This window comes from Streptomyces sp. NPDC005483 (genome assembly GCF_040606035.1).
In the GTDB taxonomy this organism is placed as follows: Bacteria; Actinomycetota; Actinomycetes; order Streptomycetales; family Streptomycetaceae; genus Streptomyces.
Window position 1 is genome coordinate 193,368 of sequence record NZ_JBEXEA010000009.1, and the last position, 15,263, is coordinate 208,630.

Below are 15,263 nucleotides of genomic sequence, written 5' to 3' on the forward strand. Positions count from 1 at the left end.
CGGGGGAGTCGCGTGACAACTACATCTGTGCCCCGGCAACCGCAGGCCGCACCGCCGGGCCCCGCCACGCAGCCGCACGCCAGTGAGGCGACCCGGCTGCTGTGCGCGGGCACCTACCTGGATTCCGGTTACCGGGACAAGGTCATCGAGCAGCTCCACCTGAACGAACAGCGGATCGTGGCGCCCTCGCTCGGCCTCGACGCGGCCCGGGTGCTCGCGCACGCGCTGCGGGCCCGGCGCCAGGAGCTGCTGTGGGCCGGGCTGATCCTGGGCCTGTGGGTGATCGGGCTGCCGCTGACCGGCGGCCTGTTGTTCATGTTCCTCGGCCCCAGCCTGCTGCTCGCGGCCGCCTCGTGGGTCCGCGGCAAGGGCGCCAACCCGCCGCTGTACCGACGGCTGCCGGCCTTCGCCATGCGCTGGTGGGGGCGCCTGCTCTTCGCGACGTTCCTCATCGTGGCCCTCGTGGTCGCGTTCGGCGGAGGCGACGACGACTCCTCGTCCTACGGCGGCTCGGGCTCCTTCGGCGACTCCTACGGCTACGGCGAGTCGTACGGCTCCTACAACGACTCGTCCGACCTGTCCGGTCTGCTGTTCCCCGACTTCGACGGGGTCAGCGGGCTGATCGGGCCGTTGCAGGCCTGGATGGTGATCGTCGTCTTCGCGCTGATCGCGGTGTGCGTGGCGGCGCAGCGCGGCCAGTTCGCCAGGGCGGTCGGCGCCGAGCTGTCCCCGCAGCGCTTCCCGGACGTGGCCGGTGACCCCGCCGAGCGCGCCGAGGGGCAGCGGTTCCAGCGGCTGAAGCAGCGCATCCGGATCGAGCAGCACGCGCCGCTGGTCATGTACCACGAGAAGCGTCCCTTCTGCGGGGCCGGGGTCGCCTACGAGACCTGGGTGCTCGCCGTCGAGCTGCGGCCCGACGAGATGAAGAAGGAGCAGCTGCCGCTGAACAACCGCGCGGTCCTGGAGAAGATCCGCCCGCTGCTCGAACAGCTGCGGCTGCCCTCGGAGTTCGCCGGGCACACGGTCCGCGACCGGCTGCGCTGGCTGGAGATCGACGAGTGCGTGTTTCTCCCCGCGGAGGGGCTGCGCCGGCGCGAGGAGGCGCCGTACCACCCGCAGGCCTTCGAGGACCACCGGGCACGCGCGGTCGAGGAGGGTGCCGAGAAGCGGCGGCACTTCCTGCGGATCAGGGTCGGCGGCTGGGAGGAGGAACTGGTCGTCACGGTCTTCGTGCGCGTCCACACCCAGGGCCGGATGCTCATGCTGGAGATCGCCCCGCATGTGCTGCTGCCGGTGCGCGAGGACTTCAAGGACGCCGACCGCACCGCCCACACCTACCGGCACAACAACGCGCTCGGCAAGGCGGCCTGGGCGGTGGCCCGGGTGCCGGGCTCCGCGGCCCGTTCCCTCGCCACCCTCGGCCGGGGCGTGGGGTACGCGTGGAAGCTGCTGACCGGCGGGTACGCGGGCGCGCTGCCCGACGGTCCGGCGCTGTCGGTGCGGGAGCTCGGCTCGACGGACGAGGGGTCCCGCTTCCAGGAGATGGACGCCTACCGCTACCTCAGGAGCGTGCAGGACCGGGTCGCGCACGGCGTGCTGACCGCGCTGGCCGAGTCCGGCTACCAGACCGGAGAGTTCGTCCAGAAGATCGTGAACATCAGCAGTGGCGGCGTGAACGTCGAGGGCGGCGTCCACGGCAGCACCTTCGCGGTGGGCAAGCACGCCACCGCGTCCTCCACCGACGGCGGCGCGGGGGCCGCGCCACAGAAGGGAACCAGCGGCAATGGCAACGGATGAGCCGGGCGTCAGCATCAGCGGCGGTGTCCACGGCAGCACCTTCGCGATCGGCAGTCACGCGCACGCCGAGAGCCACCACGGTACGACTCCCCAGCGGGACGAGGCCGCCGAGGCGCTCCTGATCGCCGTACGGGAGTTCCGCGAGGACCTCACGCGCCTGCGGGCCACGGACGAGACGGCCGCGCTGGACAGCGCGCTGGCCGAGACGGAGGAGGAGATCGTCACGACCGGGCAGGCGGGGCCGACCCGTCGGGAACGCCTGCGGGCCCTGCTGGACGACTCGCAGGCGCTGGTGAGCCTGGTCGCGTCGGCGGGGGCGGTGGCCGGGCTGCTGGGGTTGTGAGGGCAGGCGTACGGTTCCGGTCTGTGAGGTCCGCGGTGAGTGGGCCTTCACGGCTCGGGTGAACGGGGGGCGCGGTGAGCGGGAAGGGGACGCCATGAGCGGGGGCGTGCGGTACTGGAACGAGGAGACCCAGCGGTGGGAGGACGGGGACGGCAAGGAGACCGCGACCGGTCCGGTCACGCCGCCACCACCACCGGCCCGGCCGGACGCGATGCCGTCGGCAGGCGCGTCCGCCACCCCCTCCACGGGGCCGGCGCCCGTGTGGCCGCCGGCGGCGGGGTCGGACGGGGCGAAGGGGGATCCCGACCCGACCGTGGCGTCCGTCTCCGGGAAACCGCCGACCTCCCCCGTCCCCTCCCCGCCGCCCGCGCCTCCCGTCGGCTGGCCCGGTGCCGGTGACGGCAGTACCTGGCACGGGCCCGGCGCTCCCGAGGGACCCGGTGGGGGCTGGTCCTCGGTCGAGCAGATCGGTGGCGGGTCCGTCCCGTCGGCGGAGTGGTCCGGGGCCGCCTGGTCGACCGCCGGTCAGACGGCCGTTCCCGGGCCCCCCGCCCGGACGAACCGCCGGCTCCTCTGGTCCGCGCTCGTCGGTGTCGCCGCCGTCGGCGTCGCCGTGACCCTGGTGCTGACGCTGGTCGTCGGCGTCGGGGACCAGGACGACAAGGCCGGTGACGCGAGCCCGACGCCCACGCAGGCCGTCTCGCAGCAGAGCGGACCCGACGGATCACCGTTCCCCTCGCCGACCCCCTCGCCCACCGAGGACACCGCGTCCCCGCTCGCCTCGACGCCCGCACTCCCGCCCGGATACGAGCTGTTCGAGGACAAGGAGGGCTTCCGTATCGCACGGCCCCAGGGCTGGTCGCGTACCACCGTGGCCTCCCAGTTCGGCATCGACGTGGTGAACTACCGCAGCGCGGACGGCGAACGCCGGCTCCAGGTGTACCAGGTCGCGGAGGAGTCCCCGGAGGCGTCCTTCGAGCTGTACCTCTCCGCCGACACCCGCAAGCCCAACGGCTTCGAGAAGGTGGACCTCCAGCCCGTCGAGGAGGACGGGTTCACCGGCGAGCGCCTGGAGTACCGGGCCGACACCCTCAGCGGCGAGCCGGACATCGGCCCCTGGCACGTCTACGACGAGCGCTTCGTCGCCCAGGACGGCCGCATCTACGCGGTCGCCGCCTACGGCTTGGAGGACGACGGCGGCCAGGACGAACTGGAACTCCTGACCACCGCTCTCTCCGGCTTCTGCGCGCCCTACGCCTGCGACGCGGCGTCGATCGACTGAACCCGGCGTCAGGCCGATCGAACCCGGCGTCCGACCGCACGCGCCGCCATGCTTTTCGACCTGTTTGTCTGCATTTTCCGTGAGTCAGCGCACTTTCAGCCATCGATTGCGCATGCAATCGAGGCGCGGGGGCATGCGACGACGGTCCCCGTGAGTGACACCTGTGTGACACAGGGGAACCGAACAGGAACGGAAGGCAACACCGATCATGGCCGGACAGCACGCGCGGCAGGAGCCGCACACCATCCACGCGGGCGGCGAATGGCGCGCAGCCGTCTCCGGAGCCACCCGCGAGATCCTCGACCCCGCCGACGCGCGGCCGTTCGCCGTGGTCGCCGAGGGTGACGAGAAGGACACCGATCTGGCGGTCGCCGCCGCCCGCCAGGCGTTCGATTCAGGACAGGGCCCCTGGCCGCTCACCCCCGTCGCCGAACGCGCCGCACTGCTGCGCCGCGTCGCCGATCTTCTCGTACGCGACCGCGAAGAACTCGGCCTCCTGGAGAGCCGGGACGCGGGCAAGACGGTGGAGGAGGGCCGGGTCGACATCGACTGTGTCGCCGACGCCTTCCGCTACTTCGCCGACCTGGTCGCCGCCGAGTCCCCCGGCCGGGTCGTCGACGCCGGCTCGTCCGACATCCACAGCGTCGTCGTCCACGAACCCGTCGGTGTGTGCGCGCTGATCACCCCGTGGAACTACCCGCTCCTCCAGGCCAGTTGGAAGATCGCGCCGGCGCTCGCGGCGGGCAACACCTTCGTGGTCAAGCCGAGCGAGATCACCCCGATGACGACGATCGCGCTCATCGAGCTGCTGGTCGAGGCCGGTCTGCAGGAAGGGGTGGCCAACATCGTGACCGGTCCCGGCCACACCGTCGGCGCCCGGCTCGCCGAGCACCCCGACGTCGACCTGGTCTCCTTCACCGGCGGCCTGGTCAGCGGCACCAAGGTCGCGCAGGCCGCCGCCGTCTCGGTGAAGAAGGTCGCCCTCGAACTCGGCGGCAAGAACCCCAACGTGGTCTTCGCCGACGCCTGCGCCACCCCCGAGGGCTTCGACACCGCCGTCGACCAGGCCCTCAACGCCGCCTTCATCCACAGCGGCCAGGTCTGTTCCGCCGGTGGCCGCCTCATCGTGGAGGAGTCCGTCCGGGACCGTTTCGTCGCCGAACTCGCCCGCCGGGCCTCGAAGATCCGTCTCGGCCGCGGCACCGAGGACGGTGTCGAGTGCGGGCCGCTGGTCTCCGAGCAGCAGCGCGCCAAGGTCGAGTCCTACGTCGCCTCCGCGCTCGCCGAGGGCGCGGTGCTGCGCTCCGGCGGACAGCGCCCCGAGCCGTCGGCCGAGCGTCCCGCCGACGGTTACTTCTACGAGCCGACCGTCCTCGACCGCTGCCACCGCGAGATGCGGGTCGTGCGGGAGGAGGTCTTCGGACCGGTGCTCACCGTCGAGACCTTCCGCACCGAGGACGAGGCGATCGCCCTCGCCAACGACACCGAGTACGGCCTCGCCGGCGGCGTCTGGACCACCGACGCCGGCCGCGCCCGCCGCGTCGCCGGACGGCTGCGCCACGGCACCGTCTGGATCAACGACTTCCACCCCTACCTCCCGCAGGCGGAGTGGGGCGGCTTCGGCAAGAGCGGAGTGGGCCGCGAACTGGGCCCCACCGGACTCGCCGAGTACCGCGAGAGCAAGCACGTCTACCAGAACCTCGCGCCGAAGCCCGTGCGCTGGTTCGCCGGTTGAGCCCACTCGCCCCCCTCTCCTCTCCCAAGACTTCCCTGGAGTACCCCCATGTCCGAGATCAAACAGGAGTACGACTACGTAGTCGTCGGCGGCGGGACGGCAGGCTCCGTCATAGCCGCGCGCCTCACCGAGAACCCCGACGTCACCGTCGCCGTCATCGAGGGCGGCCCCAGTGACGTCGGCCGGGACGACGTCCTCACGCTCCGCCGCTGGATGGGCCTGCTCGGCGGCGAACTCGACTACGACTACCCGACCACCGAACAGCCACGCGGCAACTCCCACATCCGGCACAGCCGCGCCCGCGTCCTCGGCGGCTGCTCCTCCCACAACACCCTGATCGCCTTCAAGCCGCTGCCGTCCGACTGGGACGAGTGGGAGGAGGCCGGCGCCAAGGGCTGGGGCGCGGTCCCGATGGAGGCGTACTACGCCCGGCTGAAGAACAACATCGTCCCGGTCGACGAGAAGGACCGGAACGCCATCGCCCGCGACTTCGTCGACGCGGCCCAGAAGGCCCTCGAGGTCCCCCGGGTCGAGGGCTTCAACAAGAAGCCCTTCGACGACGGCGTCGGCTTCTTCGACCTGGCCTACCACCCCGAGAACAACAAGCGCTCGTCCGCCTCGGTGGCGTATCTGCACCCGGTGATGGACGAGCGGCCCAACCTCACGATCCTGCTGGAGACCTGGGCGTACCGGCTGGAGCTGGACGGCAGGCGCGCGCAGGGCGTGCACGTACGGTCCAAGGACGGCCAGGAGACCCTGATCAGGGCCCGCCGTGAAGTGGTCCTCTGCGCGGGCGCCGTCGACTCGCCCCGCCTGCTGCTGCACTCCGGCATCGGCCCCCGCCAGGACCTCGAAGCCCTCGGCATCCCGGTCGTCCACGACCTGCCGGGCGTCGGCGAGAACCTTCTCGACCACCCCGAGTCGGTGATCGTCTGGGAGACCGACGGCCCGATCCCCGAGAACTCCGCGATGGACTCCGACGCGGGCCTGTTCGTGCGCCGCGACCCCGACCACGCGGGCCCCGACCTGATGTTCCACTTCTACCAGGTCCCCTTCACCGACAACCCGGAGCGTCTCGGCTACGAACGCCCGGCGCACGGCGTCTCGATGACCCCGAACATCCCCAAGCCCAAGAGCCGCGGCCGCCTGTACCTGACCAGCGCGGACCCGGAGGTCAAGCCCGCCCTCGACTTCCGGTACTTCACCGACGAGGACGACTACGACGCCCGCACCCTCGTCGACGGCATCAGGATCGCCCGCGAGATCGCGGCGACCGAACCGCTGGCCGGCTGGCTGAAGCGGGAGGTGTGCCCCGGCCCCGACGTCACCGGTGACGAGGAGCTGAGCGAGTACGCCCGCAAGGTCGCGCACACCGTGTACCACCCGGCGGGCACCTGCCGTATGGGTGCCGCCGACGACGAACTGGCCGTGGTGGACCCCGAGTTGAGGATCCGCGGCCTGGACGGCATCCGCATCGCGGACGCGTCCGTGTTCCCGACCATGACCGCCGTGAATCCCATGATCGGGGTGCTCATGGTCGGTGAGAAAGCCGTGGACCTGCTGGGAGGTGGTGCGTGATGAGTACGACCGCGACCATGGAGAAGCCGCCGACGACGGACAATCCCGTGTTCTCCGTCGACGGACTGTGGAAGGTCTTCGGTCCCAAGGCGGACCGCGTTCCCGAGGACGCCGAGCTGGCCGCCCTCGCCCCCGCCGAGCTGCGCGCGCAGACGGGCTGTACGGCCGCCGTGCGCGACGTGAGCTTCGACGTCCGCAAGGGCGAGGTCTTCGTCGTCATGGGCCTGTCCGGCTCGGGCAAGTCCACGCTGGTGCGCTGTCTGACCCGGCTGATCGAGCCGACGGCGGGCACCATCTGCATCGACGGCGAGGACGTCCGCGCGATGGACAAGTCCCGGCTGCGTGAACTGCGCCGCCACCGCGCCGCGATGGTCTTCCAGCACTTCGGCCTCCTCCCGCACCGCACGGTCCTCGACAACGTGGCGTACGGCCTGGAGGTCCAGGGCATGGGGAAGGCCGAGCGCCGGGCGCGGGCCGCCGAGGTCGTCGCCAAGGTCGGCCTGGAGGGCATGGAACAGCGCAAGCCCTCCCAGCTCTCCGGCGGCCAGCAGCAGCGCGTCGGCCTGGCGCGGGCGCTCGCGGTGGACCCGCAGGTCCTCCTGTTCGACGAGCCGTTCAGCGCGCTCGACCCGCTGATCCGGCGGGACATGCAGGAGGAGGTCGTGCGCCTGCACCGCGAGGAGGGCCGCACGATGGTCTTCATCACGCACGACCTGAGCGAGGCGCTCAAGCTCGGCGACCGCATCGCCCTGATGCGCGACGGAAAGGTCGTCCAGCTCGGCACCCCCGAGGAGATCGTCGGCTCCCCGGCCGACGGCTATGTCCGCGAGTTCGTCCGGGACGTGCCGCGCGAACAGGTCATGACGGTCCGCAGGGCCATGAAGCCCGGAGACTGCGCGGGCCCGACCCACCCGGGCGCCCTGGCCCCGAACTCCGTGGTCGCCGACGCGATCAAGGTCGTCGCGAGCAGCGGCAGGCCGGCGTGCGTCGTGGAGAACGGACGCTGCCTCGGCGTCGTCGACCACGAGCGGCTGCTCGGCGTGGTCGCCGGAACGGAACCGGGCGGGGGAGCTGTCGGAACGGAGCTTCGCAAGGAGGCCGTCTGATGGCTACCGTCACCGCGTCCACGCCCGGCGCCCTGCCCACCGGTCTGCTCAAGCACCGGGCGGTCCACAAGCTCCTGCTCATCGCCCTCGCCGCAGCGGTCCTGGTCCCCCTCGCCAACGCCCGCTGGGCCAGCGGCAGTTGGCCCGGGGCTCTCACCGTCGACCTCACCAAGCCGCTCGGCAGCGCGAGCGACTGGATCATCGACAACCGCGACAGCCACCCGCTGTTCCTCTACGGCTTCGGCTACGTCAGCAACGCGGTCGTGATCTCCGTACGTGCCGTGTATCTCGTCCTGCTCGGCGCGGGCTGGGCCGGCGTCACCGCGCTCGGCGCCCTCGTGGCCTGGCGCGTCGCCGGAGTCAGGCTCGCCCTCGGCACGACGGCCGCGTTCCTCGCCTGCGGTCTGCTCGGCATGTGGGTCCCCACCATGCAGACCCTCGCCCTGATGGTCGTCGCCGTGTTCGCCTCGGTCGTCGTCGGCGTCCTGCTGGGCCTCGCCGCAGGACTGTCCAGCCGGATGGACAGGATCCTGCGCCCGGTCCTGGACACCATGCAGGTCATGCCCGCCTACGCCTACCTCCTCCCGGTGGTCCTCGTCTTCGGCATGGGTGTGCCCGCCGCCGTCCTCGCGACCGTCGTCTACGCCGCCCCGCCCATGGCCCGCCTGACCGCGCTCGGCCTCCAGGGCGCGGACAAGGAGGTCCTGGAGGCGGTCGAGTCGCTCGGCACCACCGCCCGCCAGCGGCTGCTGACCGCCCGTATCCCGCTGGCCCGCAAGGAACTCCTCCTCGGCCTCAACCAGACGATCATGATGGCGCTGTCGATGGCCGTCATCGCGTCCGTGATCGGCGCCGCCGGCCTCGGTGACCGCGTCTACCAGGCGCTCGCCTCGGTCGACGTGGGCGCGGCCCTCGCGGCCGGCATCCCGATCGTGCTGCTGGCCGTCGTTCTCGACCGGGTGACCGGCGCGGCGGGCGCGGCGGCGGACGGTGCCGATCGCCCGGGGCGCGCGGGATGGGCGTACGCCCTCGCCGGGACCGTCGTCGTGGCGGTCGCCGGACGTCTGCTCGGCCGTGTCGACTGGCCCGACGCCTGGACCCTGAACATCGCCGAGCCCGTCAACCGGGCCGTCGACTGGATGACGGCCCACCTCTACTCCGGTGTCCCCGTCATCGGCGGCACCGCCGACTGGGCGGGCCACTTCACCACCTGGGTCCTCGACCCGGTCCGCGACGGACTCCAGGGGCTGCCCTGGTGGTCCGTGCTGCTCATCGTCGCCACCCTGGCCTGGCTGATCGGCACCTGGCGCACCGCGCTCACCGCGGTCCTCGCCATGGCCGCGATCGGTGTCCTCGGCGTGTGGGCACCCGCGCTGGACACCCTGTCGCAGGTCCTCGCGGCCGTCGCCGTCACCCTCGTCCTCGGCTTCGCGACCGCCGTCGCGGCGGCCCGCAGCGACCGCGTCGAACGGCTGCTCCGGCCCGTCCTGGACGTCTTCCAGACCATGCCGCAGTTCGTGTACCTGATCCCGGTGGTCGCGCTGTTCGGCGTGGGCCGCGCGCCGGCCGCCGCGGCGGCCGTCGTCTACGCGCTGCCCGCCGTCGTCCGCATCACCACGCAGGGCCTGCGCCAGGTCGACCCGGCCGCGATGGAGTCCTCACGGTCGCTCGGCGCGACCAGCTGGCAGCAGCTGCGGCAGGTCCAGCTCCCGCTCGCCCGGCCCGCGTTGCTGCTCGCCGTCAACCAGGGCGTGGTCCTCGTGCTCGCCGTCGTCGTCATCGGCGGCCTGGTCGGCGGAGGCGCGCTCGGCTACGACACCGTCTTCGGCCTGGCCCAGGGCGACCTGGCGACCGGCCTGGTCGCCGGTGCCGCCATCGTCTGCCTCGGCCTGATGCTCGACCGGGTCACCCAGCCGACCGAACGCCGCACGGGGAAGGGAGCCTGACATGCGACTCCGTACGATCGCGGCGGCGAGCTCGCTGCTGCTCCTCACCGGCTGCGGTGCCGCCGACATGACCAAGCAGGCCTCGCCCTTCGCCAACGCCCAGGGCGCCAAGTCGGTGACCCTGTCCGTGCAGTCCTGGGTCGGCGCGCAGGCCAACGTGGCCGTCGCCCAGTACCTCCTCGAGCACAAGCTCGGCTACCGCGTCGACACCGTCCAGGTCGACGAGGTCCCCGCCTGGGACGCGCTCAGCCAGGGCCGCGTCGACGCCATCCTGGAGGACTGGGGCCACCCCGAGCAGGAACAGCGGTACGTCAAGGACAAGAAGACGATCACGCCGGGCGGCGGGCTCGGGGTGACCGGGCACATCGGCTGGTACGTCCCGACGTACTTCGCCAAGCAGCACCCGGACGTCACCAATTGGAAGAACCTCAACAAGTACGCCTCGCAGCTCCGTACGGCGGAGAGCGGTGGCAAGGGCCAGCTGATGGACGGCTCCCCGTCCTACGTCACCAACGACAAGGCGCTGGTGAAGAACCTGGACCTGGACTACCAGGTGGTGTTCGCCGGTTCGGAGGCCGCGCAGATCACCCAGATGAGGCAGTTCGCCAAGGAGAAGAAGCCGTTCCTGACCTACTGGTACGCCCCCCAGTGGCTGTTCGAGAAGGTCCCGATGACCGAGGTGAAGCTGCCCGCCTACAAGGAGGGCTGCGACGCGGACCCGACGAAGATCACCTGCGCCTACCCGCGCACCCCGCTCCAGAAGTACCTCAACACGGACTTCGCCAAGTCCGGCGGCAAGGCGGCGGCCTTCCTGAAGAAGTTCAAGTGGACGACCGAGGACCAGAACCAGGTCTCCCTGATGATCGCCGACCAGAAGCTGACGCCGGAGGAGGCGGCGAAGAAGTGGGTGGACAGCCACGAGTCCACCTGGAAGGCGTGGCTGTCCTGAACGCCCCTATGTGCGCAGGCTCTTGGCGGTCTCACGCAGCTGCTGGGCCGCCCTCCGCTGGAGCCCCGGCCCGAACGTGACACGAGTGGCCCCGAGTTCACCGAGTCCGGTGGGCGAGGGGCCCTCGCCGTCCAGTCTCCCGAACACATTCAGCGGCCCCTGGATGCCGGACCGCAGCAACGGCAGTACGCCCGCCGGGGCGCCGATCGGATACACGCAGTCGGCGCCCGCGGCGACGTACAGCGCGGCCCGCTCGATGGCCCGTTCGGGATCGCCGTCGCCGTAGGCGAACGTGTCCACACGGGCGTTGACGAACAACTGGTCCCCGGCCGCGTACCGCACCTCGGCGAGCCACTCGGCGTGCTCGCGCGGGTCCTTGAGGACACCCTGGTGGGAGTCCTCCAGGTTGCAGCCCACGGCCCCCGCCTCCAGCAGCCGCTCCACCAGCTCCTTCGGCGCCAGTCCGTACCCGCCCTCGACGTCCGCCGACACGGGGATGTCCACGGCCGCGCAGATGCGCGCGACCGCGGCGAACATCTCGTCGGCCGGCGTCGACCCGTCCTCGTGGCCGAGCGCGGCGGCGATCCCCGCGCTGGGCGTGGCGAGCGCCGGAAACCCGGCCTCCTCGCACACCCGGGCGCTGACCGCGTCCCAGGGGCCGGGCAGGACGAGAGGGTCGCCCGGAAGGCGGTTGCGGTGCAGGGCGCGAAAGACGTCCACCATGCTCACGGCCGGTGACCCCCCGGCGGAATCCGGCGGGCGACCATCACCCGGTTCCAGTTGTTGATGGCGACGATCAGCGCAAGGAGATGGGCGAGCGGGCCTTCGTCGAAGTGCCGGGCGGCTGTGGCGTACACGTCGTCCGCCACGAAGCCCTCCGTCAGCACGGTCACCGCCTCCGTCAGCGCGAGCGCGGCCCGCTCCCGTTCGTCGAAGACGCCCTCCGCCTCCTCCCAGGCGGCGAGCAGGTCCAGCTGCTTCTCGCTCACCCCGTGCTTCCGGGCGATCGCGAGGTGCATGTCCAGGCAGAACGCGCAGTGGTTGAGCTGCGAGGCCCGGATGACGACGAGTTCGGCGAGGGCCGGGTCGCCGAGCCCCTGCTTCGCGGTGGCGCTGAGCGCGGACAGGGCCTGGGCGACCTCGCGGTCCAGGACGTCCGTACGGCTCACTGGTGCCGGCCCGCCTCGTAGTGGCCCGGGACCATACGGCAGGTCACACCGAACCGGTTCCACGCGTTGATCACCGTGATCGCGGCGATCAGCTGGGCCAGCTCGGCCTCCTCGAAGTGCTTGGCCGCGTGGTCGTACACCTCGTCCGGTACGAAGCCGTCCGTCAGGACCGTGACCGCGTCGGTCAGCGCGAGGGCCGCGACCTCCTTCTCCGTGTAGAAGTGCTGCGACTCCTCCCACGCGCCCAGCTGGATGATCCGCTCGACGCTCTCGCCGGCCGCGAGGGCGTCCTTGGAGTGCATGTCGAGGCAGAACGCGCAGTGGTTGAGCTGTGAGGCGCGGATCTTGACCAGCTCCAGCAGCCGCGGTTCGAGACCCCGGCGGGCGGCCGTGTCCAGGCGCAGCATCGCCTTGTAGACCTCGGGGGCGTGCTGGGCCCAGGACAGACGGGGCGTGTGCTCGGGGGCGTGGCGGACGGTTTCCTCTGTGGTCATGTCTCGACCCTAGGAGTCGGGCAGCCCAAGGGTATGGTCCACTTTCATGGCGAAACCCTGGGCCACTTTCGGCGTCGACCTGCACCTGGAACCCGCCGCAGGGGGCGTGCGGCGCGGTCTCACCGACGCCCTGCGCGAGGCCGTCCGCACCGGCCGCCTCGCCCCCGGCACCCGGCTGCCCTCCTCCCGCGCCCTCGCCGCCGATCTGGGCATCGCCCGCAACACCGTCGCCGACGCCTACGCCGACCTGGTCGCCGAGGGCTGGCTCACCGCCCGCCAGGGCTCGGGCACCCGCGTCTCTGACCGGACGGTCGTCCCGCCCGCCGGCACCGCACCTCGGACCCGCGAACCAGGGCGCGAACCGGGGCGCCCCACCCACAACCTCGTCCCCGGCACCCCCGACCTGGCCTCCTTCCCGCGCGCTCAGTGGCTCAAGGCCGCCCGCCGTGCCCTCGACACCGCCCCCCACCAGGCCCTCGACTACGGCGATCCGCGCGGCCGCGTCGCACTGCGCACCGCCCTCGCCGAGTACCTCTCCCGCGCCCGCGGGGTGCGCGCCGACCCCGAACGCATCCTGGTCTGCGCCGGGTTCTCGCACGGCCTGCGGCTCCTCGGCGCGGTCCTGCGGGCCCGCGGCGCCCGCACGGTCGCCGTGGAGTCGTACGGCCTCGACGTGCACTGGAACCTGCTCGCGGCCGCCGGTCTGCGGACCGTCCCGCTGCCGTTCGACGAACGCGGCACCGATCCACGGGAGTTGACCGACCAGGGCGCGGTGCTGCTCACCCCCGCCCACCAGTTCCCGATGGGCGGCACCCTGCACCGCGACCGCCGTTCGGCCGTCGTCGAGTGGGCGCGCCGCACCGGCGGGCTGGTCGTCGAGGACGACTACGACGGCGAGTTCCGCTACGACCGCCAGCCCGTCGGCGCCCTCCAGGGCCTGGACCCCGACCACGTCGTCCACGCGGGCACGGCCAGCAAGTCCCTCGCCCCCGGCCTGCGACTGGGCTGGCTGGTGCTGCCGCCCGGCCTCATGGAGGAGGTGCTGGCGGCCAAGGGCGGCATCGACGCCTGCGGAGTCCTCGACCAGTTGACCCTCGCCGAGTTCCTGACGTCCGGCGCCTACGACCGTCATGTGCGCGCCTCCCGGCTGCGCTACCGGCGCCGCCGCGACGCCCTCGTCGCCGAACTCGCGCGGCGGGCCCCGCGGGTCCACGCCACCGGGATCGCGGCCGGCCTGCACGTGGTGCTGCGGCTCCCGCCGGGCACCGAGCAACCGGCGCTGCGGGCGGCGGCCTGGCAGGGCCTCGCGGTCCACGGCCTGCACCGCTACCAGCACCCCGAGGCCGTCGTCGAGCGACGCGACGCGCTCGTCGTCGGCTACGGGACACCGCCCGACCACGCCTGGTCGGGAGCGCTGGAGGCACTGTGCGCGGTGCTGCCCGAATGACGCCGTTCAGTTCGAGCTGTTCGCCATTCCCGAACAAGGGCACGCGAATTGGGTCGCGCGGATAGAGTCGCCCCCATGAGTAATAGTGCAGCCATATCCCGTGTGGCCCTCAAGAAAATCACCCCCGACGTGTCCGCGGCGATGGGCTCCCTGCATGCCGCCGCCGTTTCCGCGGCCCAGGACGCCAAGGTCGAACCGGAACTCCTCGAACTGATCCGGATTCGCGCCTCGCAGATCAACGGCTGTGCCTTCTGCATCGACATGCACACCAAGGACGCCCGGGCGGCCGGCGAGACCGAGCAGCGCGTCCACGCCCTGAACGCCTGGCAGGAGACCCCCTTCTTCACCGCCCGCGAGCGCGCCGCACTGGCGTTGACCGAGGCCGTGACCCTGGTGCACGACGGCCGGGTGCCGGACGCGGTGTACGCCGAGGCGGCGGAGGTCTTCGACGAGTCACAGGTCGCGGCACTGATCTGGGCGGCGACCGTCATCAACGCGTACAACCGGATCGCCATTGCCACGCGGATGGCGCCGGGGGGTTATCAGCCCGCCAAGAAATAACGCCGAATACGGGTATCGGCAATTCACGCCGATACCCGTCCGTCCCGTCGCTCTATCTTTTCGGCAGCGGCTCCATGATGTCGTCCAGCCAAGCTCGCCATTCCGGGGCGCGGTCCGCCGGTGCCGCTTTAAGTGACCCGCCCGTCCACCTCGTCACCGGCCGGATTCCGTGCAACGCGTTCACCAGCCACACCTCCCGGCCGTCCAGTTCGGCCACGGTCCGCTCGCGGTGGGCGACGGGAATGCCCTCCCGTCCGGCCCGCTCCTGGACGAGGGCGCTGGTCACCCCGGGCAGGACCGGCAGCTGGGGCGGGGGCAGGCACAGGGTGTCGTCCTCCCACCACAGGACGCTGGCGGTGGCCGCCTCCAGGACGGTGCCGGAGGGCGCGACCAGCACCGCCTCCTCCGCGCCCGCGCCGCCCGCCCGCTCGCGCACCCGGGCGAGCGCGGCGAGGTCGGGCCCCTTGCGGCGGGGCAGGCTCCGTGGGTCGCACTGGCCGGTCGCCCAGACTCGTACGGCCGCCCCGAGCGGGGGAGCCGGCCGCAGCAGCAGTCGCAACCCGGGGGAGCCGGGCGCGAGTTCGACACGCGGGAACCACTCGCCCGTGCGGGGCAGCGCGTCGGTCATGTCCCGCCAGAACTCCAGCAGTCTGCGCAACGGAGGTCCGTCCACCTCGCCGCAGGCCCGCAGGAACCGCTCCCGGTGCCGTTCGAACCCGCGCACCCGGCCGTCCCGCACCAGCCAGGAGTCCGCGACGAGGAGAGGTGCCGTCGCCTCCGCGGCCGGGGTCAGCCCACGGGCCGGCGACCACACCGACAGCCCCTCCGCGACGACCGGTTGTGTCACCGTCACAGC

At 72.1% G+C, this 15,263-nt stretch carries 14 protein-coding genes; 10 read left to right on the top strand and 4 right to left on the bottom strand.

The features are described 5' to 3' along the window. The first annotated feature begins 12 nt into the window (after positions 1-12). The 8 genes from ABZT06_RS19385 (at position 13) to ABZT06_RS19420 (ending at position 10,736) form a co-directional block, all read left to right on the top strand. Positions 13-1,797, top strand: a complete 1,785-nt coding sequence (locus ABZT06_RS19385; RefSeq protein ID WP_355741804.1) for a hypothetical protein — start codon at positions 13-15, stop codon at positions 1,795-1,797. Continuing rightward, positions 1,784-2,140, top strand: a complete 357-nt coding sequence (locus tag ABZT06_RS19390) for a hypothetical protein (RefSeq protein ID WP_355741807.1) — start codon at positions 1,784-1,786, stop codon at positions 2,138-2,140. The genes ABZT06_RS19385 and ABZT06_RS19390 overlap by 14 nt, the downstream gene beginning before the upstream one ends. Positions 2,141-2,234: 94 nt before the next feature. Beyond that, positions 2,235-3,422: a hypothetical protein gene (locus ABZT06_RS19395; RefSeq protein ID WP_355741810.1), complete on the top strand. Its 1,188-nt coding sequence runs from the start codon at positions 2,235-2,237 to the stop codon at positions 3,420-3,422. Positions 3,423-3,630: 208 nt separating this feature from the next. Then, positions 3,631-5,157 carry an aldehyde dehydrogenase family protein gene (locus ABZT06_RS19400; protein ID WP_355741813.1) on the top strand — a complete coding sequence of 509 codons (1,527 nt, stop codon included), beginning with the start codon at positions 3,631-3,633 and terminating at the stop codon, positions 5,155-5,157. A gap of 48 nt (positions 5,158-5,205) precedes the next feature. Then, positions 5,206-6,735, top strand: a complete 1,530-nt coding sequence (locus ABZT06_RS19405; RefSeq protein ID WP_355741816.1) for a GMC oxidoreductase — start codon at positions 5,206-5,208, stop codon at positions 6,733-6,735. Beyond that, a complete protein-coding gene (locus tag ABZT06_RS19410; RefSeq protein ID WP_355741819.1) occupies positions 6,735-7,841 on the top strand; it encodes a glycine betaine/L-proline ABC transporter ATP-binding protein in 1,107 nt (368 codons plus the stop codon). The genes ABZT06_RS19405 and ABZT06_RS19410 overlap by 1 nt, the downstream gene beginning before the upstream one ends. After that, the gene (locus ABZT06_RS19415) at positions 7,841-9,787 is read left to right on the top strand and encodes an ABC transporter permease subunit (protein ID WP_355741822.1); all 1,947 of its coding nucleotides are present in this window, start codon (positions 7,841-7,843) and stop codon (positions 9,785-9,787) included. The genes ABZT06_RS19410 and ABZT06_RS19415 overlap by 1 nt, the downstream gene beginning before the upstream one ends. A 1-nt stretch (position 9,788) precedes the next feature. Next, a complete protein-coding gene (locus ABZT06_RS19420) occupies positions 9,789-10,736 on the top strand; it encodes an ABC transporter substrate-binding protein (RefSeq protein ID WP_355741825.1) in 948 nt (315 codons plus the stop codon). A gap of 6 nt (positions 10,737-10,742) precedes the next feature. On the opposite strand, the gene ABZT06_RS19425 is transcribed toward ABZT06_RS19420, so the two are convergent. Genes ABZT06_RS19425 through ABZT06_RS19435 form a run of 3 tightly spaced genes read right to left on the bottom strand, consistent with a single transcriptional unit; the run spans position 10,743 to position 12,399 of the window. Further along, positions 10,743-11,465: an isocitrate lyase/phosphoenolpyruvate mutase family protein gene (locus ABZT06_RS19425; RefSeq protein WP_355741828.1), complete on the bottom strand. Its 723-nt coding sequence runs from the start codon at positions 11,463-11,465 to the stop codon at positions 10,743-10,745. Then, positions 11,462-11,905, bottom strand: a complete 444-nt coding sequence (locus tag ABZT06_RS19430; RefSeq protein WP_355741831.1) for a carboxymuconolactone decarboxylase family protein — start codon at positions 11,903-11,905, stop codon at positions 11,462-11,464. Before ABZT06_RS19430 ends, ABZT06_RS19425 begins: the two co-directional genes overlap by 4 nt. Beyond that, on the bottom strand, positions 11,902-12,399 hold the full coding sequence (locus tag ABZT06_RS19435; protein ID WP_355741834.1) for a carboxymuconolactone decarboxylase family protein: 498 nt from the start codon (positions 12,397-12,399) through the stop codon (positions 11,902-11,904). Before ABZT06_RS19435 ends, ABZT06_RS19430 begins: the two co-directional genes overlap by 4 nt. A 46-nt stretch (positions 12,400-12,445) precedes the next feature. Between ABZT06_RS19435 and ABZT06_RS19440 the strand changes: the two genes are divergently transcribed. Both ABZT06_RS19440 and ABZT06_RS19445 read left to right on the top strand, forming a co-directional pair. Beyond that, the gene (locus ABZT06_RS19440; RefSeq protein WP_355741837.1) at positions 12,446-13,846 is read left to right on the top strand and encodes a PLP-dependent aminotransferase family protein; all 1,401 of its coding nucleotides are present in this window, start codon (positions 12,446-12,448) and stop codon (positions 13,844-13,846) included. A 75-nt stretch (positions 13,847-13,921) separates the two neighbouring features. Next, positions 13,922-14,407 (top strand): carboxymuconolactone decarboxylase family protein, encoded by a 486-nt coding sequence (locus tag ABZT06_RS19445; RefSeq protein WP_355741840.1) that lies wholly within the window; start codon positions 13,922-13,924, stop codon positions 14,405-14,407. Positions 14,408-14,459: 52 nt separating this feature from the next. Here the strand turns inward: ABZT06_RS19445 and ABZT06_RS19450 are convergent, their stop codons facing one another. Beyond that, positions 14,460-15,254 carry an aminotransferase class IV gene (locus ABZT06_RS19450; protein ID WP_355742232.1) on the bottom strand — a complete coding sequence of 265 codons (795 nt, stop codon included), beginning with the start codon at positions 15,252-15,254 and terminating at the stop codon, positions 14,460-14,462. Positions 15,255-15,263 lie beyond the last annotated feature (9 nt).